We start from the raw sequence: 24,276 nt of genomic DNA, 5'->3' as shown, positions 1-24,276 counted from the left end.
CTGTTAGAATTGTGCTAAAATTTAGTACAAATCTAAAAAGCTTATCAAGAGCGGCTGAGGGACTGGACCGATGACGCCCGGCAACCTGCGTGTATTGCAAGGTGCCGCATCCAGAAAAATGCACAGCATTTTGAAGATAAGGGCTATACCGGGTCACTGTCTTTCATTCCGCTGGATTGAAAGTTTTTTATATAAAAAAAGATTGAGGGATAAGACAACCGGCAGAGAACAACAGCTGTTTGATTGTCTCCGGGAGGAGGAAAGAAAAAATGCTAACGTATGACACATGGGAAGAGCCGGCGATTACATTTCCGGAAGACGATTCCTATAAAGGCGCGCTGTCCGTTTTAAAATGGGCATACGGCCACTACGGAGACCAGCTTGTTTACGCGTGCAGCTTCGGGATTGAGGGCATCGTCCTGATCGATTTAATTTCTAAAGTAAAGAAAGACGCGGAAATCGTGTTTCTCGATACGGGTCTTCACTTTAAAGAAACATATGAAACGATCGAAAAAGTGAAAGAACGTTACCCGGGGCTGAACATTATCCTGAAAAAGCCCAGCCTTACTCTTGAGGAACAGGCCGAGGCTCACGGAGATAAACTGTGGGAAAGAGAACCGAACCAGTGCTGCTACATCAGAAAAATTCTGCCGTTAAGAGAAGCACTCGCAGGGCATCCGGCATGGCTGTCCGGCCTTCGCCGGGATCAAGGGCCGAGCCGGGCGAATACGAATTTCCTGAATAAAGACGACAAGTTTCAATCGATTAAAGTATGCCCGCTGATCCATTGGACATGGAAAGACATCTGGAGATATACTTCCAAGCATGAGCTGGATTACAATATCCTCCATGATCAGGGGTATCCGAGCATCGGCTGTGAACCGTGCACTTCACCTGCGTTTACCGCGGAAGATTTGCGGAGCGGCAGATGGAACGGCATGGCGAAAACCGAATGCGGACTGCATGAATAAAGGAGCTGCCCGATGGAATTAGCCGCTATTTTATTCTGCCTGTTTTTTGCCATGAATATCGGAGCCAGCGGAGCCGCGGCATCAATGGGAGTCGCTTACGGGTCCGGCGCCGTTAAAAAGAAAACGTATGCGCTGATCATCTGCGCGGCCGGAGTCCTGTCAGGGGCGGTTATCGGCGGCGGTGAAGTCGTTAAGACGATCAGCGGCGGAATCATTCCCGAACAAACCATTACGCTCACCATTGTCTGCATTATAATCGGAGCGGCGGCGCTATCGTTATTCACGGCGAATGTGCTCGGCATTCCGCTGTCGACGAGTGAGGTCACTGTCGGGGCGATTGTCGGTGTCGGCGTCGCGTACAAAGTATTGTTTTTACAGCATCTTTTGGTCATCGTGATTTTTTGGGTGCTCGTACCGTTCGTCGCGTTCTGTTTCACCTTTCTCGTATCGAAGGTATTCAGTTCTCTGAATATTCGAGTCATTTCGAAACGGAAACAGAAGATTTTAGGGATTGTGCTGCTTTTTGCGGGGTTTTGGGAAGCTTTTTCAGCCGGAATGAACAATGTCGCAAATGCGGTGGGCCCTTTGGTGGCTGCGGGCGTACTCAGCGTGTCAAAAGGAACGCTGTACGGAGGCATCTTTGTCGCTCTCGGCGCTCTGCTTTTAGGACGTAAAGTGCTTGAAACCAACGGGAAAAAGATTACGAGATTTTCAGCCGGAGAAGGCATACTGCTTTCAGGAACCGGCGCGGGGCTTGTCATTATCAGTTCCGTCTTCGGTCTGCCGGTCCCATTGGCGCAAGTCACATCATCATCAATTATCGGTATCGGAATGGCCAAAAACGGGCCGAACGTTTTTCATAAAGAAGTCGTGAAAACGATGCTCAAAGTTTGGGTCGTTTCGCCGTTTTTGTCACTGTCGATTTCGTATCTGCTTGTCTCCCTGCTGTTAAAAGGAGATTACTATTCCATCTTTATGATGGCCAGCGTGCTTTTGGCAGCTGGCGGAGCCGCCAGTCTGATGAAAGCCATCCGAAAAGAGAAACGCTCTGTCCATGAACAAGGCGGGGGCATTTAACTATTAATCTGAGTTTATTTATCTGTTAACTGGGAGGAATCATGTATTATGAGTTTAGCACCGCACGGAGGAACATTAATTAATCGGGTGAATGAGCAGTATGATCTTACATCCGTCCACAAAGAAATTGAGCTTGATTTGATTTCGTTCGCTGATTTAGAGCTGATCGGGATCGGGGGGTACAGCCCGATTGAAGGATTTTTCACAGAAAAAGATTACGTATCAGTCGTTGAAAATATGCGTCTGGCATCAGGGGTTGTCTGGTCCCTGCCGATCACGCTTCCGGTCGATTCAGAAAAAGCGGCTGAGCTTGCCGTCGGCGACACGGTGAAACTGACTTACGGCGGAGAAACATACGGCGTCGTCGACATCGAAGATATTTATACGCCGGATAAACAAAAAGAAGCCGTTCACGTATATAAAACCGATGATGCCGCGCATCCGGGCGTGAAAAAATTATTTTCACGCGGCGATACGTATGTCGGCGGGCCGATCACATTAATTAAAAAAGCGTCAAAGCAGTTTCCTGAGTTTACATTTGAACCTGCCGATACAAGACGAAGCTTCGAAGAAAAGGGCTGGAAAACCATCGTCGGTTTCCAAACGAGAAATCCGGTCCACCGCGCCCACGAATATATCCAAAAAACCGCGCTTGAGACGGTTGACGGCCTGTTTTTGAACCCGCTCGTCGGTGAAACAAAATCAGATGACATTCCGGCGGATGTCAGAATGGAAAGCTACCAAGTGCTTCTCGATCATTATTATCCGAAAGACCGCGTTTTCCTCGGCGTGTTTTTGGCGGCTATGCGGTATGCGGGGCCGAGAGAAGCCATTTTCCACGCGCTTGTCCGCAAAAACTACGGCTGCACGCATTTTATTGTCGGCCGCGATCATGCCGGCGTCGGTGATTACTACGGCACATATGAAGCGCAAGAGCTGTTTGATCAATTTACAGCGGATGAACTCGGGATTACACCGATGAAATTCGAGCACAGCTTCTTCTGCCAGAAATGCGGCAACATGGGAACGGCCAAAACATGCCCTCATGACAGAGAAGACCACGTCATTCTGTCAGGAACAAAGGTCAGAGAAATGCTGCGAAGCGGCGTCATGCCGCCGGCGGAATTCAGCCGTCCTGAAGTTGTCGAGGTGTTGATTAAAGGGCTGAAAACGAAAGAAGAAGCAGGCGTTTCTTAAGGAGGAAAATAGAGTGACAAATCGTGATATCGTATGGCATGAAGCCTCAATAACGAAAGAAGAATACCAGCAGAAAAACAAGCATAAAAGCTCTATCCTCTGGTTGACGGGCTTAAGCGGTTCAGGGAAATCCACAATTGCAAACGCCGCAGCGCGCGAGTTGTTTGAACAGGGCTATCAAGTCATTGTGCTTGATGGTGATAACATCCGCCACGGCTTAAACAAGGACTTAGGTTTTTCCGATGATGACCGCAAGGAAAATATACGCCGCATCGGGGAAGTGGCGAAGCTTTTCGTTCAGCAGGGAACCATCGTCATCACGGCTTTTATTTCTCCCTTCCGTGAGGACAGAGATCAGGTGAGAGAGCTTGTGGCAGAGGGCGAATTTAATGAAATCTACGTGAAATGCGACCTCGATATATGTGAAAAGCGCGATCCGAAAGGTTTATATAAAAAAGCAAGAAATGGTGAAATTCCGTTCTTTACGGGGATCGACTCACCGTATGAAGAGCCGAAAGCGCCTGAGCTCGTACTTGATTCAGGCAAATTTGAACGTGAAGAATGCACCGGAAGACTGGTTGACTTTGTGAAAAACAGCTTAGCATAATAGGTCCAAAAAGGCCGCGCAATCAGCCGGATATCCCCCGCAATGGCGGGATATGGTAAAATAGCTGAAGTGCGGCCTCGCGGCTGTTCTGGGAAGATTTCAAAACGGATCGGGGAGACATGCTATGGGGAAAGTATTTATCGTTGGAGCCGGTCCGGGAGATCCGGACTTATTAACGGTGAAGGCAATGAAAGCCATACAGAAAGCGGACGTTATATTATATGACAGATTGGTAAACAAAGAGATTTTACAATATGCCGGCGAAGAAGCGGATCTGATTTACTGCGGCAAGCTCCCGGATTTTCACATTATGAAACAGGATACGATCAACCGTTTCCTTGTGAAGTATGCGAAAAAGGGGAAAACCGTTGTAAGGCTCAAGGGGGGCGACCCGTTTGTTTTCGGCCGCGGAGGCGAAGAAGCGGAGGCTCTCGCACAAAACGCCATTCCGTTTGAGATCGTTCCCGGCATTACATCAGGAATCGCGGCTGCTGCTTATGCCGGCATTCCGGTGACGCACAGAGAGGCGAGCTCCAATGTTGCATTCGTTACGGGGCATTATAAACAAGAAGACGACTTTGAAGAAAAATGGAAAGCGCTGGCGACGGGCATTGATACGCTGGTGATTTATATGGGAATTAAAAATATCCGGCAGATTGAAAGAATGCTGCTGGAAAACGGCAGAGACGGCGGCACTCCGGCAGCCTTTATTCATTGGGGAACGACGGACAGGCAAAAAACAGTCGTCTGCACCGTCGGCACGCTTTCAGATACAGTGATAAAAGAAGAAATCAAAAACCCGAGCTTAATTGTTATCGGTGATGTCGTCAATTATCACTGCAAACTGGACTGGTATGCATCTGAACAGAAAAATCCGGATTTGAGCGAGGCGTTGTAAATGAAGCAGGCGATTTTATACATCGGGCACGGAAGCAGGCTGAAAAAAGCGCAGACAGAGTCGGCGGCGTTTTTAAAAGGATGCATGCCGCACGCTGACGCTCCCATTCAGGAAATCTGTTTTTTAGAACTGCAGGAACCGTCTATTGAAGCGGGATTTGAAGCTTGTGTCAGACAAGGCGCCACTCATATTGCGGCCGTGCCTTTGCTGCTGTTGACCGCTGCCCACGCAAAACATGACATTCCGGCTGAAATCGACCGTGCGGCGGCCCTGCATCCCGGTATAAAAGTGACATATGGTGTTCCGATCGGAGTGGACGATGAAGTCGTAAAAGCGGTCCATCATCGCATTGAAGATACCGGAGTGCCCATTGAGCAGGCGAAAGTGGTGCTGATCGGAAGAGGAAGCACAGATCCGGCCGTTAAAAACGCAGTCAGTGAGATTGCCGGAAAACTTGAGGCGATTACACCTGTTAAAGAAGTCATCCCTTGTTTTTTAACAGCATGTGACCCGCACTATAAAGAAGTGTTTGCCGGCCTTGAAGAGGATGACGGAGCACCCGTTTTTATCGTTCCATATCTTCTGTTTACCGGGCTTTTAATGACCGAGATTGAACGGGAAGTTCAAAAGCTTCAAACGATCAATCAAAATGTTCATCTCGCTTCATACTTAGGTTTTCACCCGCATATTAAGCAGGCGTTTTTGAACCGTGTGACAGAAGCTGTCCGAAACCCCGGCGGTCAGTTTGATTTTAAGGGGGGACAGTATGCTGCCTCTGCACATTAATTTAAGCGGAAAAAGAATTATCATCGCGGGCGGAGGCAATGTTGCCTTAAGAAGGCTCAAAACAGTGCTTCCGGAAGGCGCGGATATTACTGTAATCAGTCCCGATGCCCTGCCTGAAATTAAACAGCTGGCAGATGAAGGACGTATCCGCTGGGTTTCCCGTAAAATTGAAATGAAGGATCTCGCGCCCGCTTTTTTCATCATTGCCGCGACAAATGACCGCAGCGTGAATCGGGAGATAGCCGCGGGCGCTTCTGAAACGCAGCTGGTCAATTGTGTAAGCGAGGCTGAACGGGGCAGCGTGTATATGCCGAAGATCATCCGCAAAGGGCGCATTCAAGTATCCGTATCAACAAGCGGCGCAAGCCCGGCACATACGAAAAGACTGGCTGAGGACATAAAGCCTCTCATTACTGCTGATTTGGCTGAAGAAGTGGATCGATTATTTGAGAAAAGAAGAAGACCATAAAAAACACCTTGTCTGTCATCAGGCAGGGTGTTTTTTATACTGTCCTGACAGTCCGCCGAATGTGAAAAATTCAAAACGAAAGCGGTCAGTTTGAATGGTATATGCCGACAAGCGGTCAGGATTGCGAAGTGATGCGGAATATGTATGTGATCCCGATGCCCCCTGAATTCCGCCCGCATACAAAGGAAAGGTCAGAGACCCGCCCGGATGTGCTCAGGTTCGGCGAGGGAAGGTGAAAGTATCCGCCGCCAAATCAGGCGTGACCGTTTTAATCACAGACGGCCCGGCGGATCAGGCAGACATGACGGGAAACTGATCAGATACTGTAAAGATCGGTTCTGACGGCTGGGAGAGCTTCGTCTCTGTTTATACGTAATAAAAAACACCTCAAGCTGAGCGCGGGTTTCAGCTTGGAGGTGCGTTTATTTTTTCAGCCGTATGACAAGGTCGGCATCAGGTGTGACAAATACGGTATGCTGGCTGTCATAGGTGACAAATCCGGGCTTTGCGCCGTTTGGCTTTTTCACGTGTCTGATTTTTGTATAATCAACCGGAACGGAGCCGGAATCTTTCGCTTTGGAAAAATAAGCGGCGATCGCAGCGGCCTCCAGTATGGATTGTTCATCCGGATCGCTGCTTTTAATCACAACGTGGGAACCCGGAATGTCTTTCGTGTGGAACCATAAATCATCCCTTGCGGCAGCTTTTGTCGTTAAGTACTCATTTTGTTTATTGTTTTTGCCGACAAGAATCGTCAATCCCCGTGAAGATTCATATTGCTCCAAAACAGGAACGTGCTGCTTCTGTTTTTTCTGTCCTCTCTGCTGTTTCGGCCGCAGATATTTGCCTTCCACAAGCTCTTCCCTTATTTCGTGAATATCCTTTGTGGAGGCGGAGGAGAGCTGCTGGATCAGCTGATCGAAATAAGCGATTTCCTCCTCGGCCAGACGGATCTGTTCTTTTACCACCTCGACGGAATTCTTCGCCTTTTGATACTTTGTAAAATACATCTGCGCGTTTTCTGACGGTGTTTTGTTCGGATTTAAAGGAATGGTCACCGTCTTACTTTCTTCATCATAATAATTGATGACTTCCGCTTCTTTGTCACCTTTTTTCAGCATATACAAATTCGCCGTCAGCAGTTCGCCGTATAGCTGGAATTCCTTCGCATTCTCTGAGTAGTCGAGCGTCTTTTCCAGCTTTTTTATCTTATTGGCGTTCTTTTTCCGTTCATTTGCGACAAACCGCTCGAGATCCTGCGCCTGCTGTTTGACGCGGTCGCGTTCCGCTTTGCCGAAATAAAACCGGTCCAACAGCTCACTCAGTGAGTGAAAGGTGCGCTCCTCTCCGTTTACATGTGTGAGAGACAGGAGATAAAAGTATTCCTTTCCGCCGGCTGTCGTAATGTTCGGTGTAAACCTGCAATCTTTCACGGCATGGAACATTTCAAGCAGCGTCTTCGGCAGCGTTATTTTGTTAGCGAGACCTGCTCTGTGCACGGCTTCTTTTGCAAACAGCGGAGAAACACCGGAAAAATGTCTGACGATCTGCTGGTCAAGCCGTCCTTCCTGAAAACTGAGATAACGCAAAACGTCCTCTTCATCCGCGGCAAGCGGCGAAATTTTTTCCTGAGCGGGAGGAAGCTTGTAATCATAGCCCGGCAGAACGGTCCGGTAGCTGTTCATCGACGGAGATAAATGTTTCAGCCCGTCGATGATGGCTCCTTCTCCGTCAGTCAGAATAATATTGCTGTGCCGTCCCATAATTTCAACATACAGCGTTCTGACGGTTTCGTCGCCGATTTCATTTCTGCTTTTTATGCGGAATATCATAATCCGGTCTAATCCGGCCTGTTCTATTTTCTCAATAAATCCGCCTTCTATATGCTTTCTGAGCAGCATACAAAACATCGGCGGCTCGCTCGGATTTTCATAGGCCTGGTTTGTCATGTGCACCCGTGAATAGCTCGGATGCGCCGACAATAATAATTTGTGGTTTTTTCCGTTGGCGCGGATATGGAATATCACATCGTGCTTAAAAGGCTGATGGACTCTCGTGATCCGTCCTCCGGCGATCCGGCTGTTTAATTCATGTGTCATTCCGTATGTAAACATGCCATCAAAAGACATATAAAACACCCTTTCCTTCTTCCTGCATTCGATAATTATAGCATGAAAAGGGACGAGTCAGAATAAGCTTGTTTACAGAGTGACATCTCTAAAGCGAGGCAGGGGAGTGGACGAGAAGAATGAAGTTTCATGAAATGGGACAAACCGATTTGCTGAAAGCAACAAATACGTCCATTAAACAGGGGTTGACCGAAAAAGAGGTGAAAAAACGCCTTGAAAAGCACGGGCCGAACGAGCTTCAGGAGGGCAAGAGGACACCGGCGATCGCCGTGTTTTTCGCCCAATTTAAAGATTTTATGGTGCTCGTGCTGCTGGCGGCAACCTTAATATCCGGGTTTTTAGGCGAATATGTAGATGCCGTAGCGATTATGGCGATTGTATTTGTCAATGGGGTTCTCGGTTTTTTTCAAGAGCGGCGTGCGGAAAAGTCATTACATGCACTAAAAGAGCTGTCAACGCCGTATGTGTCAGCGTTGCGGGACGGGAGCTGGAAGAAAATTCAGTCCAAGGAGCTCGTTCCCGGCGATATCATGAAATTTTCAAGCGGCGACCGGATTGGCGCGGATGTGCGGATCGTTGAAGCGAAAAGCCTTGAAATTGAGGAATCGGCGCTGACCGGGGAATCAATTCCGGTGGTTAAACAAGCCGATAAACTGAGAAAGCCGGATGTTTCGTTAGGCGACATCAGCAATATGGCGTTTATGGGTACGATCGTAACGCGCGGCAGCGGTGTCGGCGTTGTCGTCGGTACAGGAATGAATACGGCAATGGGGAAAATCGCCGATATGCTGGAATCCGCCGGCAGCCTTTCAACACCGCTGCAGCGAAGACTTGAAGAGCTCGGCAAAATTTTAATTATCGTCGCGCTCCTTTTAACGGTATTGGTCGTTGCAGTCGGCGTCTTACAGGGACATGATCTTTACAGCATGTTTTTGGCCGGGGTGTCATTGGCCGTCGCCGCGATTCCGGAAGGGCTTCCCGCCATTGTTACGGTGGCATTATCAATCGGCGTCCAGCGCATGATCAAACAAAAATCAATTGTCAGAAAGCTCCCGGCGGTTGAAACATTGGGCTGCGCCTCTGTCATTTGTTCTGATAAAACCGGCACGCTGACACAAAACAAAATGACCGTCACCCATATGTGGTCAGGCGGCAAAATTTATAAAGTGTCAGGCATCGGCTATGAGCCGGAGGGCGTTTTCACCCGAGATGAGCGGGAAATCAAGCCGAAAGATGAGAAGATTCTTGAACAGATGCTGGTTTTCGGCGCGTTGTGCAACACATCTGAAATCGCACTGAAAGACGGCCGTTATGTACTCGACGGTGATCCGACAGAAGGAGCGCTGCTGACGGCTGCAAGAAAGGGCGGCTATTCAAACGATTGGCTCAGCGGGCAATACCGCGTGGTTGCCGAGTTTCCGTTTGACTCCGTCCGCAAAATGATGACCGTCATTGTAGAGGATAAGGAAAAAAAGCAGTTCGTCATCACTAAAGGAGCGCCCGATGTGCTGATTGACCGCTCGTCACATCTGATGCACGGCGCAAGAAGTACGCCTTTTTCAGGAGAAAAGAAAGCAGAAACGGAAGCGGTTCTGAAAGAGCTGGCGTCGCAGGCTTTGCGTACGATCGCGATTGCTTATAAACCGCTTAAGGCCGGAGAAAAGCCGACAATGGAGCAGGCGGAAAAAAATCTGACGATGCTCGGCTTGTCAGGCATGATTGATCCGCCCCGTCCGGAGGTCAGACAGGCCATTAAAGAATGCCGTGAGGCCGGCATTAAAACGGTTATGATCACAGGGGATCACGTCGAAACGGCAAAGGCCATTGCAAAAGATTTGCGTCTTCTTCCGAAAAAGGGGCGTGTGATGGACGGCAAGACGCTGAATGAGCTTACGGACAAAGAACTTATCGAAACGGTCGATGATGTCTACGTCTTCGCACGCGTGTCACCTGAACATAAATTGAAAATCGTCAAAGCGTTTCAGGAAAACGGACACGTCGTCGCCATGACGGGAGACGGGGTTAATGACGCGCCGGCCATAAAGCAGGCAGATATCGGTGTTGCCATGGGCGTGACGGGAACGGATGTGGCAAAGGAAGCCTCTTCTCTCATTCTGGTGGATGATAACTTTGCTACGATTAAATCAGCCATAAAAGAGGGACGGAATATCTATGAAAATATAAGAAAATTCGTCCGGTATTTGCTCGCCTCCAACGTCGGTGAAATTTTAGTGATGCTGTTTGCGATGCTTCTCGCTCTGCCGCTGCCGCTCGTCCCGATCCAGATATTGTGGGTGAACTTAGTCACTGACGGGCTGCCGGCGATGGCCCTCGGTATGGATCAGCCGGAAGGAGACCTGATGAGGCGGAAGCCGCGGCATCCGAAAGAAGGAGTGTTTGCGAGAAAACTGGGCTGGAAAGTCGTATCAAGAGGGTTTTTAATCGGAGCCGCAACCATTTTTGCGTTTATCATCGTCTATCACCGCAATCCTGAAAATCTGCCCTACGCACAGACCGTTGCATTCGCGACTCTTGTCCTGGCTCAGCTTATACACGTGTTTGACTGCCGGAGCGAAACGTCTGTTTTCTCCCGGAATCCGTTTGAAAATATTTATCTGCTCGGCGCCATCATTTCTTCTGTCTTCCTGATGGTCATCGTCATCTATTATCCGCCGCTGCAGCCGATTTTCAAAACAGTGCCGATTACGCCGGGCGATTGGATGCTGATTATCGGGATGTCTGGCATACCTACTTTTTTGCTGGCGGGTTCACTTTTGACAAGAAAAAAATAATTCCATATGATATAATCTTAGGGGTAATAGCATGTCTATTGCCCTTTTATTTTGATAACGGGAAAGAATTGGGTGTTTCATATGATACGGAGTATGACAGGCTTCGGCAGCGCAAGCAGCACAAAAGGCGATCTCTCGGCAACCGTTGAATTGAAATCCGTCAATTACCGGTTCAAAGAAGTGAACGCCCGCCTGCCACGGCCTTTGCTATATGTAGAGGATAAGCTGAAACAAACGATATTGCAGCATATACAGCGCGGAAGAGTAGAGCTGTTTCTCACTGTAAACAGTGACGCGCTTATAAAAAGAAGCCTGAACATCGATTGGGAGCTCCTTGATGAATATGTGAGCGCCGCACGCGTCATGAAAGAGCGCTACAGCCTGGCCGCAGAACCCGATGCAATGGATTTCTTTAGATTTGAACACATTGCGCAGATTCACGAAGAACAGATGCGTGATGACAAGCTTGAAGAAGTCATCAGGGAAGCCGCTGAGCTGGCTGTAAAGGAACTTTGTGACATGAGGAAAAAAGAAGGCCGGCTTTTGGCGGAAGACTGTTTTCTGCACATTGAGCGGCTTGAGACGCTGTCCGAACAGGTGAAAGAGCGCGCTTCGGCCGTTGTTATTCAATACCGCGAGCGTCTTTACGCCCGAATGAAGGAATGGACGGAGGACGCGCTCGACGAAAGCAGGCTGATCACGGAATGCGCCATTTTCGCCGATCGTTCTGATATAACGGAAGAAATTACCAGATTAAAGAGCCATTTTGTTCAATTCCGTGATATATTAAAAGAAGGCGGGGCAGTCGGCCGCAAACTTGATTTCCTTGTTCAGGAGCTTAACCGGGAAGCGAACACGATCGGCTCAAAAGCCAATGATCATCAAATCACAAAGCTTGTCGTTGAAATGAAAAGTTCTATTGAAAAATTGAAGGAACAAGTGCAAAATATAGAATAGCGACTGTGCGTATTGTTTACAGACGGTCTCTTCAGGTTACACTAGAGACGTCTATTTTACAGGGGGAACGTAGAAGATGACGATTAAACTGATTAATATCGGATTTGGCAATATCATCTCCGCCAATCGGATGATTTCGATTGTCAGCCCGGAGTCTGCGCCAATAAAGCGAATGATCCAGGATGCAAGAGACCGCGGAATGCTAATAGACGCTACATACGGACGAAGAACCCGTGCAGTTGTCGTCATGGATAGTGATCACATTATCTTATCTGCCGTCCAGCCTGAGACAGTTGCACACAGACTTTCTGTGAAAGAAGAAATTATGGATGAAGGGCAGGGGTAATTGCCGCATGAAAGAAAGAGGGTTATTAATCGTTCTCTCAGGTCCCTCCGGAGTTGGAAAAGGAACGGTTCGGCAAGCAATATTTTCACAACAGGACACGAAATTTGAATACTCAATTTCAGTCACGACGAGAAACCCGAGAGAGGGCGAGGTCGACGGCGTCGATTATTTCTTTAAATCCAGAGAAGAATTCGAACGCATGATTGAAAACAACAAACTGCTTGAGTGGGCAGAATATGTCGGCAACTATTACGGAACGCCCGTTGATTATGTCGAACAGACGCTTCAAGAAGGAAAAGACGTCTTCTTAGAGATTGAAGTGCAGGGCGCGCTCCAAGTGCGGAATGCATTTCCGGAAGGCCTGTTTATCTTCTTAGCGCCGCCGAGTCTTTCTGAGCTGAAAAACAGAATCGTGACAAGAGGGACTGAAACCGACGATTTAATCGAAAACAGAATGAATGCCGCAAAAGCTGAAATCGAAATGATGGACGCGTATGATTATGTCGTTGAAAACGACGATATCCAAACGGCTTGTGATAAGATTAACGCAATCGTTCTCGCCGAGCACTTAAAACGTGAACGCGTCGCTCCGAGATATAAGAAAATGCTGGAGGTAGAATAACTTATGTTAGATCCGTCAATTGACTCTTTAATGAATAAATTAGATTCTAAATATACGCTGGTGACTGTGTCTGCAAGACGCGCGCGTGAAATGCAGATCAAAAAGGACCAGCAGATTGAACATACCATTTCTCACAAATATGTAGGCAAAGCTTTAGAAGAAATTGACGCGGGCCTGCTTTCGTTTGAAAGAGAAGACAGCGAATAACAAGCACACGTAGCAACCTATCTCTACATAGGTTGTTATTTTTTTCCGTTTGGGATTTGTCCAATGCTTTCATAAAGGGGAGAAGACTTCATGAAAAACCGAAACATTTTGCTATGCGTAAGCGGAGGAATCGCCGTTTATAAAGCTTCCGCACTCACGAGCAAGCTGGTTCAGGCCGGCGCAAATGTCAAAGTGATTATGACTGAGTCCGCGCGTGAGTTTGTTTCTCCGCTGACATTTCAGGCGCTGAGCCGGAATGAAGTGTATACAGATACATTTAATGAACAAAATCCGAAGGTGATTTCTCATATTGATGCCGCTGACTGGGCGGATTTAATTATTGTCGCGCCCGCTACGGCAAATATCATCGGCAAGCTTGCCAACGGAATTGCTGATGATATGCTCACAACGACGGTGCTGGCGGCTGAGGCCCCGGTCTGGGTGGCGCCTGCGATGAATGTCCATATGTATGATCATCCGGCGGTGAAACGGAACATCTCTGTGCTTTATCAGGACGGGGTCCGCTTTATCGAGCCGAGTGAAGGCTATTTGGCATGCGGATATGTCGGCAAAGGAAGGCTGGAGGAGCCGGAGCTTATTGTTGAGCGTGTCAGAGAGCATTTTAAGGAGCCTGAAGACGATGCGCCGCTGAAAGGAAAACATATTGTCATTACAGCCGGTCCGACGCGCGAAGCCGTGGACCCTGTCCGCTTCTTCACAAATAAATCCACCGGCAAAATGGGCTACGCTGCTGCTGAAGCCGCCGTCCGTCTCGGGGCGCGGGTGACGCTGATTTCAGGCCCGGTGTCAATAGAGCCGCCAGTCGGGCTGTATCAGTTTCTTCCTGTGCAATCGGCAGCTGATATGAGAGAAGCCGTGCTTTCTGTGTTTGATTCATGCGACATGGTGATTAAGACGGCGGCCGTGGCCGATTTTACGCCGGCGGCTGTTTCTGATCACAAAATGAAGAAGAAAGACGGTTCGCTCGTGATCGAATTCAACCGTACAGTAGACATACTGAAAGAACTCGGCGAACGGAAAACACACCAGCTGCTGGTCGGATTTGCGGCTGAAACGCAAGACGTCGAACGCTATGCGCGCAGAAAACTCGAACAGAAAAACCTTGATATGATCGTTGCGAATGATGTGAAAGCGGAAGGGGCCGGATTTGGCACGGATACGAATGTCGTCACCTTCTATTTCCGGGACGGAAGAAAACGGGAGCTTGCGCTTATGTCTAAACTTGACGTTTCCTTTGAAATGCTGAAGGAAATGACCGCTTTGAAAGCCGAGGACCGAAAACCCGTATGAATGTAGCAGAAGTCATTGTCGATGTCAGCTCCAAAAACATTGACAGACCCTTTGATTACAAAATTCCCGATCATTTAAAAGGGATGATCGAAGTCGGCATGCGGGTGATTGTCCCGTTTGGCCCGCGCAAGCTTCAAGGATTTGTGACCGGTTTGAAAGATTCGTCCGAATTAAACGGCGGCTCAATGAAGGAAGTCGAGAAGCTTCTTGATTTGACGCCAGTTCTGACTGAGGAACTGATGCAGCTGTCTTCATGGCTTTCTGACAAAACGCTGTCGTTTAAAATCACGGCGCTTCAGGCAATGCTGCCCGCCGCACTGAAGGCGAAGTACGAGAAAGAGCTGAAAGTCGTTGACGAAGAAGCGCTGACCCCGGACATCAAACAGCTTTTCAGGAATCAAAAAAGTCTTCTGTACTCGGATATTACCGATGAAAGCATTCTTTCGTCACTTCAGAAATTCGTGCGCAAAGGAAGCATTGATGTCACATATAAAGTCGCCCAAAAAACGAATAAAAAAATGATCCGCATGATCGAAGCGGGGGCAGACAAAGAAGAACTCGCCCGGCACGCAGATTCATTGACAAAGCAGGCTTCTAAACAGCTCGCCGTGCTTACTTATTTTATCGGCGGGGGAGAAAAGATTTCCGCGGCCGAGCTTTGCAAAAAGACCGATTCCAGTTCCGCGACGCTGAAAACGCTTCTTAAAAAGGGGCTCCTTACGGAAAGCTTCGAGGAGGTTTACCGCGATCCTTATCAGGACAGAATGTTCAAAAAAACAGAGCCGCTCTCTCTTACAGAAGAGCAGCAGGCCGCTTTTGAGCCGATTAAACAAGCCGTAGCCGACCATGTCCACCACGTCTTTCTGCTTCACGGCGTCACGGGAAGCGGCAAAACGGAAATTTACCTGCAATCCATTGAAAAAGTGCTGGCAAAAGGACAAGAAGCCATCGTGCTCGTTCCGGAAATCTCGTTGACACCGCAAATGGTCAACCGTTTTAAAGGCCGCTTCGGCTCACAGGTTGCGGTCATGCACAGCGGATTATCCACAGGTGAAAAATACGATGAATGGCGGAAGATTCAGCGCAAGGAAGTCCGGCTTGTCGTCGGAGCCAGATCGGCCATCTTTGCCCCGTTTGAAAATCTCGGCATGATCATTATTGATGAAGAGCACGAATCTTCCTATAAGCAGGAGGAAATGCCGCGGTATCATGCAAAGGACGTAGCCATCCGCCGGGCCGAGCATCACAGCTGTCCGGTCGTCCTCGGGAGCGCCACGCCGACATTGGAGTCATTTGCGCGGGCGAAAAAAGGCGTTTATGAGCTGCTTCCGTTAAAACATCGCGTAAACCGCCAGCTCATGCCTGACGTTTCTCTCGTTGATATGAGAGAAGAACTGAGAAACGGCAACAGATCAATGTTCTCAAGAGAGCTGATGGAACAGCTGGAAGAGAAGCTCGCAAAAAAAGAGCAGGCCGTCCTTTTTCTGAATAAACGGGGGTATTCCTCGTTTGTGATGTGCCGGGATTGCGGTTATGTGCCGCAATGTCCGCATTGCGACATTTCCATGACTTATCACCGCTACGGACAAAGGCTGAAATGCCATTACTGCGGCCATGAGGAACCTGTCCCGGGAACATGCCCGGAATGCGGCAGCGAACATATCCGCTTTTTCGGCACGGGAACGCAGCGTGTGGAGGAGGAGCTTACCAAAGTGCTGCCTCAGGCGCGCGTGATCAGGATGGATGTGGATACCACTTCAAGAAAAGGCGCCCATGAAAAACTGTTGTCAGCGTTCGGTGAAGGGAAGGCGGATATCCTGCTCGGTACGCAAATGATCGCAAAAGGGCTTGATTTTCCGAACGTGACGCTCGTCGGAGTATTAAGCGCAGATACGACGCTTCACATCCCAGATTTCAGGGCCGCGGAGAAGACATTCCAGCTGTTGACGCAGGTAAGCGGACGGGCCGGGCGGCATGAAAAGCCGGGAACGGTGGTCATTCAAACGTATACACCGTCTCATTACAGCATTCAGCTGACGAAAACGCACGACTATGAAACTTTTTTTCAGCAGGAAATGGCGCACAGACGGGCCCAGTCATACCCGCCGTATTATTACGTGGCGCTGGTGACCGTTTCTCATGAAGAAGCGGCAAAAGCCGCGGTCACCGCAGAAAAGATTACAAACTATTTAAGAGCGGGATGCGGGCCTGATACGAAAATTCTCGGGCCGGCGGCTTCCCCGATTGCCAGGATCAAAGATAGATATCGCTATCAATGCGTGATAAAATACAGACAGGAAAACGAGTTGCAGATTCAGTTGAAAAAGATACTGGAGCACTATAAACGCGACATTGCGCAAAAGCATGTAATGATTTCAATCGATATGAATCCGTACATGCTGATGTAACATTAGTTTTTGGAGGGCAAAATTTTGGCTGTGAAAAAAATCGTCACACACCCGGCGGAGGTTCTGGAAACACCCGCCGATGAAGTGACAGTGTTTGATAAAAAATTAAAAAAACTGCTTGACGATATGTACGATACGATGCTCGAAATGGATGGCGTCGGTCTCGCCGCGCCGCAAATCGGCATTTTAAAAAGAGCGGCCGTCGTGGACATCGGTGAAGAAAGCGGCCGTATCGACCTTGTAAATCCGGTTATTCTTGAAAAGAGCGGTGAACAGACCGGAGTCGAGGGCTGCTTAAGTTTTCCCGGGGTTTTCGGCGATGTCACCCGCCCGGATTACGTAAAGGTAAAAGCCCACGACCGTAAAGGAAAACCGTTTATTTTAGAAGCGGAGGGTTTTTTGGCCAGAGCCGTTCAGCATGAAATGGATCATTTAGACGGCATTTTATTCACATCAAAAATTACGGCTTACTACACTGAAGAAGAACTGGCAGAAATGGAAGGATGATTGGATGACAAGGATCGTTTTTATGGGAACGCCCGACTTTTCAGTTCCCGTCCTGCGCACGCTTATTGAAGACGGGTATGAAGTGGTTGGTGTCGTTACGCAGCCTGACCGCCCGAAAGGCAGAAAAAAAATCATGACGCCCCCTCCTGTAAAGGCTGAAGCTGAACGTCACGGCATTCCCGTGCTTCAGCCCGAAAAAGTAAGGCTCGAAGAAGAAATAGAAAAAGTGCTCAGCCTGAAGCCGGACCTGATTGTTACAGCGGCATTCGGACAGATCCTGCCCAAGCAGCTGCTGGACGGCCCGACATACGGCTGTATCAACGTACACGCGTCACTATTGCCTGAATTAAGAGGCGGAGCGCCGATACATTATTCGATTCTCCAAGGCAAGAAGAAAACGGGCGTGACGATCATGTATATGGTTGAAAAGCTTGATGCGGGCGATATGATTTCTAAAATCGAAGTGGAAATTGATGAAACGGATAACGTCGGCACGTTGCACGACAAATTAAGCATAGCGGGGGCAAAGCTTTTGTCAGAGACCGTCCCGAACGTCATTTCCGGAAATATTAAACCGATCAAACAGGACGAATCAAAAGCGACTTACGCGCCTAACATTAAGCGTGAGCAGGAGCGGATTGATTGGGCAAAGCCCGGAGAAGAGATCTACAACCAGATCAGAGGTTTAAACCCTTGGCCTGTCGCCTATACAACTTTGAACGGTCAAACTATTAAAGTATGGGCTTCTGAAAAAGTTGCGGCAAAAACTGAAGCTGCGCCCGGAACAGTCATCCGCACGGAGCAAAACGGCATTGTCGTCGCATCAGGAAACAGCACCGCCCTTTTAATCACTGAGCTGCAGCCGGCGGGAAAAAAACGGATGAAGGGCGAAGATTTTGTAAGAGGCAAAAATGTGCAGCCCGGTGACGTGTTAGGAGCAGCAAATGAAGAAAATTAATGTCCGGGAGCTCGCCCTTGAAGCGCTTGAGAAGCTTGAGCAAAATCAGGCATACAGCAACCTGCTTCTTACATCGGTTATCAAAACGAACACGCTCAGCGATCAGGACAGAGGACTGCTGACAGAGCTTGTCTACGGAACGCTGCAAAATAAAATCGCCTTAGACTATATGCTGAAGCCTTTTATCCGCAAGCCGAATAAGGTGAAGCCGTGGGTGATTCAGCTGCTTCGTCTGTCCGCGTATCAAATGGAGTATTTAGAAAAAATTCCGGATCGCGCCGCCATCCATGAAGCGGTTGAAATCGCCAAAAAACGCGGGCATAAGGGCATTGCGTCCTTTGTCAACGGCATTCTCCGCTCCCTGCAGCGTGAGGGGGCGCCGTCATTCGCTGAAATTGAAGACCCGGTTCTCCGTCTTTCTACAGAGACAAGCCATCCCGAATGGCTCGTAAAAGAGTGGGTCGAGGCGTACGGCTTTGAGGCGGCTGAAAAAATCTGCCGGATTCATCTCATTCCGCCGAAGCAGACGCTCCGTGTCAATCACATAAAGAGCGACAGGGAAACGGTGCTGAATGAGATGGAGAATGCCGGTCTGGAAGCGGAAGCCGGAGACCTTTCTCCTGATGCGATTAAGCTTTTGAAAGGAAGCATCGCGAACACGACATTTTTCCAAAACGGCCGGGTATCCATACAGGATGAAAGCTCAATGCTTGTCGCGCGGGCGCTGGACCCGAAGCCGGGCGAAACCGTTTTAGATGCATGCGCCGCACCGGGCGGAAAGTCGGCTCACATTGCGGAACTGATGGAGAACGAGGGGAGCCTCACATCGCTTGATCTTCACCGCCATAAAGTGAAGCTGATTAAAGAGGGCGCAGAACGGCTCGGACTTACGATCATCGACGCGCAAACGATGGATGCGCGAAAAGCGGGAGAGGCCTTTGGCGCAGAACGGTTTGACCGTATTCTCGTTGATGCGCCTTGCTCAGGTTTCGGTGTCATCAGAAGAAAACCCGATATGAAATATACGAAGACGCCGGAGGACAGCAGACGGCTGTCAGAAATCCAGCTCGGCATTTTAAGGGAAATCGCCCCATTAGTAAAAAAAGGTGGCACACTCGTATACAGTACGTGTACAATGGATCGGACAGAAAATGAAGAAGTTATGCATGCGTTTATACAAGAACACCCTGAGTTTGAACCCGATTTGTCTCTTGAAAAGCGGCTGCCTGAAAAGGCGAGACCCTTTGTTCAGGATGGAAGCCTTCAAATTCTTCCGCATTATTTCGGAACAGACGGTTTCTTTATTAGCAGCATGAGAAAGAAGGGATAAAAAATGACACAATTAAAAAAGACAAGCGTACGGAAAGAGCTGCGGACTGAGCAGCCGTCCATTTACTCTTTTGAATTAGATGAAATCAAACAATGGCTGACCGAGAATGGCGAAAAGCCGTTCCGCGCAGCACAGATTTTTGAATGGCTCTATGAAAAGCGGGTTTCTTCATTTGATGAAATGACAAACCTCTCAAAAAGCCTGCGTGAAAAACTCGAGAGCAATTTTGTGCTGACAACGCTGAAAACGGCTGTAAAACAGACATCTCAAGATGGCACGATGAAATTTTTATTTGAGCTTCATGACGGTTATACGATCGAAACGGTTTTAATGAGACACGAGTATGGTAATTCTGTATGTGTAACGACACAGGTCGGCTGCCGGATCGGCTGCACATTTTGCGCGTCAACACTCGGCGGACTGAAACGGAATCTTGAAGCGGGAGAAATCGTCGCTCAAGTCGTGAAAGTGCAAAAGGCGCTTGATGAAACGGATGAACGCGTCAGCTCAGTCGTCATCATGGGAATCGGAGAGCCGTTTGATAATTTCAATGAAATGCTCGCTTTCTTAAAAATCATTAACCACGATAAAGGGCTGAACATCGGAGCGCGTCATATCACAGTTTCCACCAGCGGAATCATTCCGAAGATTTACGATTTCGCCGATCAAAAAATGCAGATCAATTTCGCGATTTCTCTGCATGCTCCGAATACGGAAATCAGAAGCCGTCTGATGCCGATTAACAAAGCCTATAAGCTTCCTGACCTTATGGAGGCCGTCAAATATTACATCGAGAAAACAGGCAGACGGATCAGCTTTGAATACGGGCTGTTCGGCGGCGTAAATGATCAGGTCGAACATGCAGAAGAGCTTGCAGAACTGTTAAAAGACGTGAAATGCCATGTCAATTTAATTCCGGTAAACTATGTGCCTGAACGGGATTACGTCCGCACACCGAGAGATCAGATTTTCGCATTCGAAAAAACGTTAAAATCCCGCGGTGTAAATGTCACGATCAGAAGAGAGCAAGGCCATGACATTGACGCGGCCTGCGGTCAGCTTCGCGCGAAGGAGCGTCAAGACGAGACGAGGTGAAGAGGTTGATTACAGCCTTGAAAACAGATACAGGTAAAGTCCGCCGGCATAATGAAGATGCGGCGGGCATTTTCACAAAAGAAGACGCGGTGCTTGCGGTTGTCGCCGACGGCATGGGCGGTCATCTTGCCGGAGATGTAGCGAGCAGGATGGCGGTTGCGGCGATGGAAGAGCAGTGGAACCGGACCGAAACGGTTCCTTCTCTGCCGTCCGCTTGCGAGGATTGGCTGAAAGACCGGATTCATGAGGCGAATGTCAAAGTACATGACCACGCTAAAGCGAATGAAGAATGCCGGGGAATGGGCACCACCATTGTCTGCGCCTTATTCACGGGGAAGTTTGTCACTGTGGCTCATATCGGAGACAGCCGGTGCTACCTGCTTCAAGAGGGGGAATTCACTCAGCTGACTGAGGACCATTCGCTTGTGAATGAGCTGGTCAAGACGGGGGAAATTTCGAAAGAGGACGCCGAGCACCATCCGCGGAAAAATGTATTGACGAGAGCGCTGGGGACAGATGAAACCATCAGCCCCGACGCCCGTTCTTTTGAACTGTCTGACGGCGATCAGCTGCTTTTATGCTCTGACGGACTGTCAAATAAAATAGAAGATCACGAGATCAAACAAATGCTTCAAGCCGAATCTGATCCTCAGGAAAAAGTAGACCTTCTCATCAGCAAAGCGAATCAAAACGGCGGCGAAGATAACATCACGGCTGTGTTGATTGAGTTTTCCGCAGATGAAAAAGAGGGTGAAGACAAGTGCTAACCGGCAAGCGGATCAGCGGGCGTTATCATATCCTCCGGCCCATTGGCGGCGGCGGAATGGCAAACGTTTTTTTAGCTGAGGACATCATTCTCGAACGTGAAGTCGCAATTAAAATTCTGCGGTTTGACTTTGTGAATGACATTGATTTTATCAGGCGTTTCAGAAGAGAAGCACAGTCGGCATCAAGCCTCGATCATCCGAATATCGTCAGTATTTACGATATCGGGGAGGAAGGCGATATTTATTACATTGTCATGGAATATGTGGAAGGCATGACATTAAAGGAATACATAACCGCACACGGACCGCTCCATCCGAAAGAAGCGCTGTCCGTTATGGAGCAGATCGTCTCGGCCATCGCCCATGCCCATCAAAACCATATCGTGCACCGGGATATTAAACCGCACAATATATTGATAGATCATTTAGGGCATATCAAGGTGACGGATTTCGGCATCGCCACAGCGCTTACATCTACGACAATCACACATACGAATTCTGTGCTGGGCTCGGTTCATTATTTGTCTCCGGAGCAGGCGAGAGGCGGCCTGGCAACGAAAAAATCAGATATTTACGCGCTCGGCATCGTGCTGTTTGAGCTTTTAACAGGCAAAATCCCTTTTGACGGAGAATCAGCCGTCAGCATAGCGCTAAAGCACCTGCAAACAGAAACGCCTTCCGCCAGAAAGTGGAACCCTTCCATTCCGCAGAGCGTTGAAAACATTATTTTAAAGGCAACCGCTAAAGATCCGTTTCACCGCTATGAAAGCGCCGAAGACATGGAGGCGGACATCAGAACGGCTTTTGACGCCGGCAGGCTGAATGAACAAAAATTTTCCGTGCAGGATGATGAGGAAATGACAAAAGCCATTCCCGTTATTACTGACGGCGCAAAAGCCGCTCCTCAGGCGGAAACGCCGGGGGAGACGGATGATAAGGAACAGCAGCCAGCCAAAAAGAAAAAACGGAAATGGCCGTGGGTTTTGCTGGCCGTCTGTTTCATTTTCATTATGGCGGCTGTTCTTGCGGTCACCGTGTTCCCGTCTTTATTTATGCCTAAAGATGTAAGCGTCCCCGACGTACGGGGCATGAAGTACGAAAAAGCGGAAGCCCTGCTTGAAAAGAACGGGCTCCGGGCTGATCCTGATATAACGGACATTGAAGATGAAAAAATAGAAGAGGAATTAATGGTCAAAACGGACCCAAAAGCGGGGTCTACCGTTAAAGAAGGTTCTTCTGTAAAACTGTACAAAAGCATCGGAAAACCGAAAACCCAGCTGATCGACGTGAAAGGACGGCAGATCGGCGACGCAAAAAAAGCGCTGAAGGAAAAAGGCTTCAAACATGTTAATGTAAAAGAAGAAAACGATGACAGCGAGGCCGGCACCGTAATTGATCAGGACCCGTCAGCCGGCACCGATATGGTCGCAAGCGACGATGAAGTCAATCTAACGGTCAGCCTCGGCCCGGCGGACGTTACGCTGAGGGACTTAAAGACTTACAGCAAAGAAGCGGCTTCAGGGTATCTTGAAGATAACGGCCTGCAGCTTGTTGAAAAACAAGCCCATTCAGATGACGTGCCGGAAGGACAAGTCATGAAACAAGAGCCGTCAGCCGGCACTGCGGTTAAGCCGGGAAGTAATGTTGAAGTGACGTTCTCGCTCGGACCTGAAGAAAAACCGGCGAAAACGGTAAAAGAAAAAATCAGCATTCCTTACGAACCTGAACATGAAGGGGACGAGCTTGAAGTGCAAATCGCCATCGATGATAAGGACCACAGCATCTCTGATACGTATGACTCATTTAAAATAAAAGAGCCGACTGAAAAAACAATTGAACTGAAGATTGATCAGGGACAGAAGGGGTATTATCAAGTGATGGTCGATCATAAAGTGGTCAGCTACAAAACGATTGAATACCCGAAAGATAATGACTGACAAGGAGGGACCCTATGCCTGAGGGCAAAATTATAAAAGCGTTAAGCGGATTCTATTATGTCTTGGATGAATCACAGGACAAGATCATTCAATGCAGGGGCCGGGGCATTTTCAGAAAAAATAAAATAACGCCCCTGGTCGGCGATTATGCCGTTTATCAGGCTGAAAATGATAAAGAAGGCTACCTGCTGGAAATCAAAGAACGAACAAATGAGCTGATCAGGCCGCCGATTTCAAATGTCGATCAGGCCGTTCTCGTCTTTTCTGCCGTTCAGCCGGCGTTCAGCACGTCTTTATTGGACCGTTTTCTCGTCCTTGTGGAAGCCAACGGCATTCACCCGATCATCTGCATAACCAAAATGGACTTAGCTGCAGACGGGGAATCGAAAGAGGCGATACTTTCTTACGTGAAAGACTATCAGGCGATCGGTTATGACGTATATGTGACGTCATCAAAAGAAAACAGCGGCTTAACAGGCATTGTGAAACACTTCGAGAACAAAACGACGGTGTTTGCCGGTCAGTCGGGAGTCGGAAAATCTTCGCTTTTAAATGCGATCAGCCCGGAGCTTGAGCTGAAAACAAACGAGATTTCCGCGCATTTGGGACGCGGAAAACATACGACGCGCCATGTGGAGCTCATTCATACATCAGGCGGTCTGGTTGCGGATACTCCGGGGTTCAGTTCGCTTGAATTTACCGGCATTGAGGAAGAAGAGCTGGGCAGCACGTTCCCTGAGATCAGAGAAATAAGCGCCTCTTGCAAATTCAGAGGCTGTCTGCATCTTAAAGAACCGAAATGCGCGGTAAAGCAAGCGGTGGAAGAAGGAGAGATTCAGCCGTACCGCTATGAGCATTACAAAGAATTTATGCAGGAAATAAAAGAGAGAAAGCCGAGGTATTAA

General features: G+C 48.6%; 22 protein-coding genes and 1 riboswitch. Of the genes, 21 read left to right on the top strand and 1 reads right to left on the bottom strand.

Features of this window, described 5'->3' with window-relative positions:
• The first annotated feature begins 38 nt into the window (after positions 1–38).
• Positions 39–143: riboswitch (SAM riboswitch) on the top strand.
• 126 nt (positions 144–269) lie between these two features.
• The 7 genes from ACWJJ4_RS16310 to ACWJJ4_RS16280 all read left to right on the top strand — a co-directional run bounded on the left by ACWJJ4_RS16310 (position 270) and on the right by ACWJJ4_RS16280 (position 6,005).
• Positions 270–971: a phosphoadenylyl-sulfate reductase gene (locus tag ACWJJ4_RS16310; RefSeq protein WP_003154369.1), complete on the top strand. Its 702-nt coding sequence runs from the start codon at positions 270–272 to the stop codon at positions 969–971.
• 12 nt (positions 972–983) lie between these two features.
• Positions 984–2,048 (top strand): inorganic phosphate transporter, encoded by a 1,065-nt coding sequence (locus ACWJJ4_RS16305; protein ID WP_003154367.1) that lies wholly within the window; start codon positions 984–986, stop codon positions 2,046–2,048.
• A 48-nt stretch (positions 2,049–2,096) separates the two neighbouring features.
• A complete protein-coding gene (sat, locus tag ACWJJ4_RS16300; protein ID WP_024085289.1) occupies positions 2,097–3,245 on the top strand; it encodes a sulfate adenylyltransferase in 1,149 nt (382 codons plus the stop codon).
• 13 nt (positions 3,246–3,258) lie between these two features.
• Complete coding sequence (gene cysC, locus ACWJJ4_RS16295; RefSeq protein ID WP_003154363.1) at positions 3,259–3,852, top strand: adenylyl-sulfate kinase; 594 nt, start codon at positions 3,259–3,261, stop codon at positions 3,850–3,852.
• A gap of 124 nt (positions 3,853–3,976) precedes the next feature.
• Positions 3,977–4,750 (top strand): uroporphyrinogen-III C-methyltransferase, encoded by a 774-nt coding sequence (cobA, locus tag ACWJJ4_RS16290; protein WP_070081802.1) that lies wholly within the window; start codon positions 3,977–3,979, stop codon positions 4,748–4,750.
• On the top strand, positions 4,751–5,536 hold the full coding sequence (locus ACWJJ4_RS16285; protein WP_171463503.1) for a sirohydrochlorin chelatase: 786 nt from the start codon (positions 4,751–4,753) through the stop codon (positions 5,534–5,536).
• Positions 5,517–6,005, top strand: coding sequence for a precorrin-2 dehydrogenase/sirohydrochlorin ferrochelatase family protein (locus ACWJJ4_RS16280; protein ID WP_156735063.1), 489 nt, complete (start codon positions 5,517–5,519; stop codon positions 6,003–6,005). Before ACWJJ4_RS16285 ends, ACWJJ4_RS16280 begins: the two co-directional genes overlap by 20 nt.
• Before the next feature lie 422 nt (positions 6,006–6,427).
• Here ACWJJ4_RS16280 and ACWJJ4_RS16275 read toward each other — a convergent pair whose 3' ends face one another.
• Positions 6,428–8,134, bottom strand: a complete 1,707-nt coding sequence (locus tag ACWJJ4_RS16275) for an Rqc2 family fibronectin-binding protein (RefSeq protein WP_146283538.1) — start codon at positions 8,132–8,134, stop codon at positions 6,428–6,430.
• A 119-nt stretch (positions 8,135–8,253) separates the two neighbouring features.
• Between ACWJJ4_RS16275 and ACWJJ4_RS16270 the strand changes: the two genes are divergently transcribed.
• The 14 genes from ACWJJ4_RS16270 to rsgA all read left to right on the top strand — a co-directional run bounded on the left by ACWJJ4_RS16270 (position 8,254) and on the right by rsgA (position 24,276).
• The gene (locus ACWJJ4_RS16270) at positions 8,254–10,926 is read left to right on the top strand and encodes a calcium-translocating P-type ATPase, SERCA-type (protein ID WP_353574944.1); all 2,673 of its coding nucleotides are present in this window, start codon (positions 8,254–8,256) and stop codon (positions 10,924–10,926) included.
• An 81-nt stretch (positions 10,927–11,007) separates the two neighbouring features.
• A complete protein-coding gene (locus ACWJJ4_RS16265; RefSeq protein ID WP_025851329.1) occupies positions 11,008–11,883 on the top strand; it encodes a YicC/YloC family endoribonuclease in 876 nt (291 codons plus the stop codon).
• 76 nt (positions 11,884–11,959) lie between these two features.
• Positions 11,960–12,229 (top strand): extracellular matrix/biofilm regulator RemA, encoded by a 270-nt coding sequence (gene remA, locus ACWJJ4_RS16260; RefSeq protein WP_003154355.1) that lies wholly within the window; start codon positions 11,960–11,962, stop codon positions 12,227–12,229.
• A 7-nt stretch (positions 12,230–12,236) separates the two neighbouring features.
• Positions 12,237–12,851, top strand: coding sequence for a guanylate kinase (gmk, locus tag ACWJJ4_RS16255; RefSeq protein WP_025851320.1), 615 nt, complete (start codon positions 12,237–12,239; stop codon positions 12,849–12,851).
• A gap of 3 nt (positions 12,852–12,854) precedes the next feature.
• Complete coding sequence (rpoZ, locus tag ACWJJ4_RS16250) at positions 12,855–13,058, top strand: DNA-directed RNA polymerase subunit omega (RefSeq protein ID WP_003154346.1); 204 nt, start codon at positions 12,855–12,857, stop codon at positions 13,056–13,058.
• A 90-nt stretch (positions 13,059–13,148) separates the two neighbouring features.
• On the top strand, positions 13,149–14,369 hold the full coding sequence (gene coaBC / locus ACWJJ4_RS16245) for a bifunctional phosphopantothenoylcysteine decarboxylase/phosphopantothenate--cysteine ligase CoaBC (RefSeq protein WP_326998316.1): 1,221 nt from the start codon (positions 13,149–13,151) through the stop codon (positions 14,367–14,369).
• Positions 14,366–16,777 (top strand): primosomal protein N', encoded by a 2,412-nt coding sequence (gene priA, locus ACWJJ4_RS16240; protein ID WP_014304990.1) that lies wholly within the window; start codon positions 14,366–14,368, stop codon positions 16,775–16,777. The genes coaBC and priA overlap by 4 nt, the downstream gene beginning before the upstream one ends.
• Positions 16,778–16,801: 24 nt before the next feature.
• On the top strand, positions 16,802–17,284 hold the full coding sequence (def, locus tag ACWJJ4_RS16235; protein WP_003154343.1) for a peptide deformylase: 483 nt from the start codon (positions 16,802–16,804) through the stop codon (positions 17,282–17,284).
• Between the two features lie 4 nt (positions 17,285–17,288).
• Complete coding sequence (fmt, locus tag ACWJJ4_RS16230) at positions 17,289–18,242, top strand: methionyl-tRNA formyltransferase (RefSeq protein ID WP_094246950.1); 954 nt, start codon at positions 17,289–17,291, stop codon at positions 18,240–18,242.
• Positions 18,229–19,572 (top strand): 16S rRNA (cytosine(967)-C(5))-methyltransferase RsmB, encoded by a 1,344-nt coding sequence (rsmB, locus tag ACWJJ4_RS16225; RefSeq protein WP_128574591.1) that lies wholly within the window; start codon positions 18,229–18,231, stop codon positions 19,570–19,572. The genes fmt and rsmB overlap by 14 nt, the downstream gene beginning before the upstream one ends.
• Positions 19,573–19,575: 3 nt before the next feature.
• A complete protein-coding gene (gene rlmN / locus ACWJJ4_RS16220; protein ID WP_003154339.1) occupies positions 19,576–20,667 on the top strand; it encodes a 23S rRNA (adenine(2503)-C(2))-methyltransferase RlmN in 1,092 nt (363 codons plus the stop codon).
• A 5-nt stretch (positions 20,668–20,672) separates the two neighbouring features.
• Positions 20,673–21,434 (top strand): Stp1/IreP family PP2C-type Ser/Thr phosphatase, encoded by a 762-nt coding sequence (locus tag ACWJJ4_RS16215; protein WP_071391846.1) that lies wholly within the window; start codon positions 20,673–20,675, stop codon positions 21,432–21,434.
• Positions 21,428–23,371: a Stk1 family PASTA domain-containing Ser/Thr kinase gene (pknB, locus tag ACWJJ4_RS16210; protein WP_077722187.1), complete on the top strand. Its 1,944-nt coding sequence runs from the start codon at positions 21,428–21,430 to the stop codon at positions 23,369–23,371. Before ACWJJ4_RS16215 ends, pknB begins: the two co-directional genes overlap by 7 nt.
• Positions 23,372–23,385: 14 nt before the next feature.
• Entirely contained in the window at positions 23,386–24,276 is an 891-nt protein-coding gene (rsgA, locus tag ACWJJ4_RS16205; RefSeq protein WP_007409752.1) for a ribosome small subunit-dependent GTPase A, read from the top strand.

This window comes from Bacillus sp. JK62, assembly GCF_053663455.1.
Note: the sequence above shows the minus strand (reverse complement) of the source record. Positions and strands in the feature narration are given on the sequence as shown.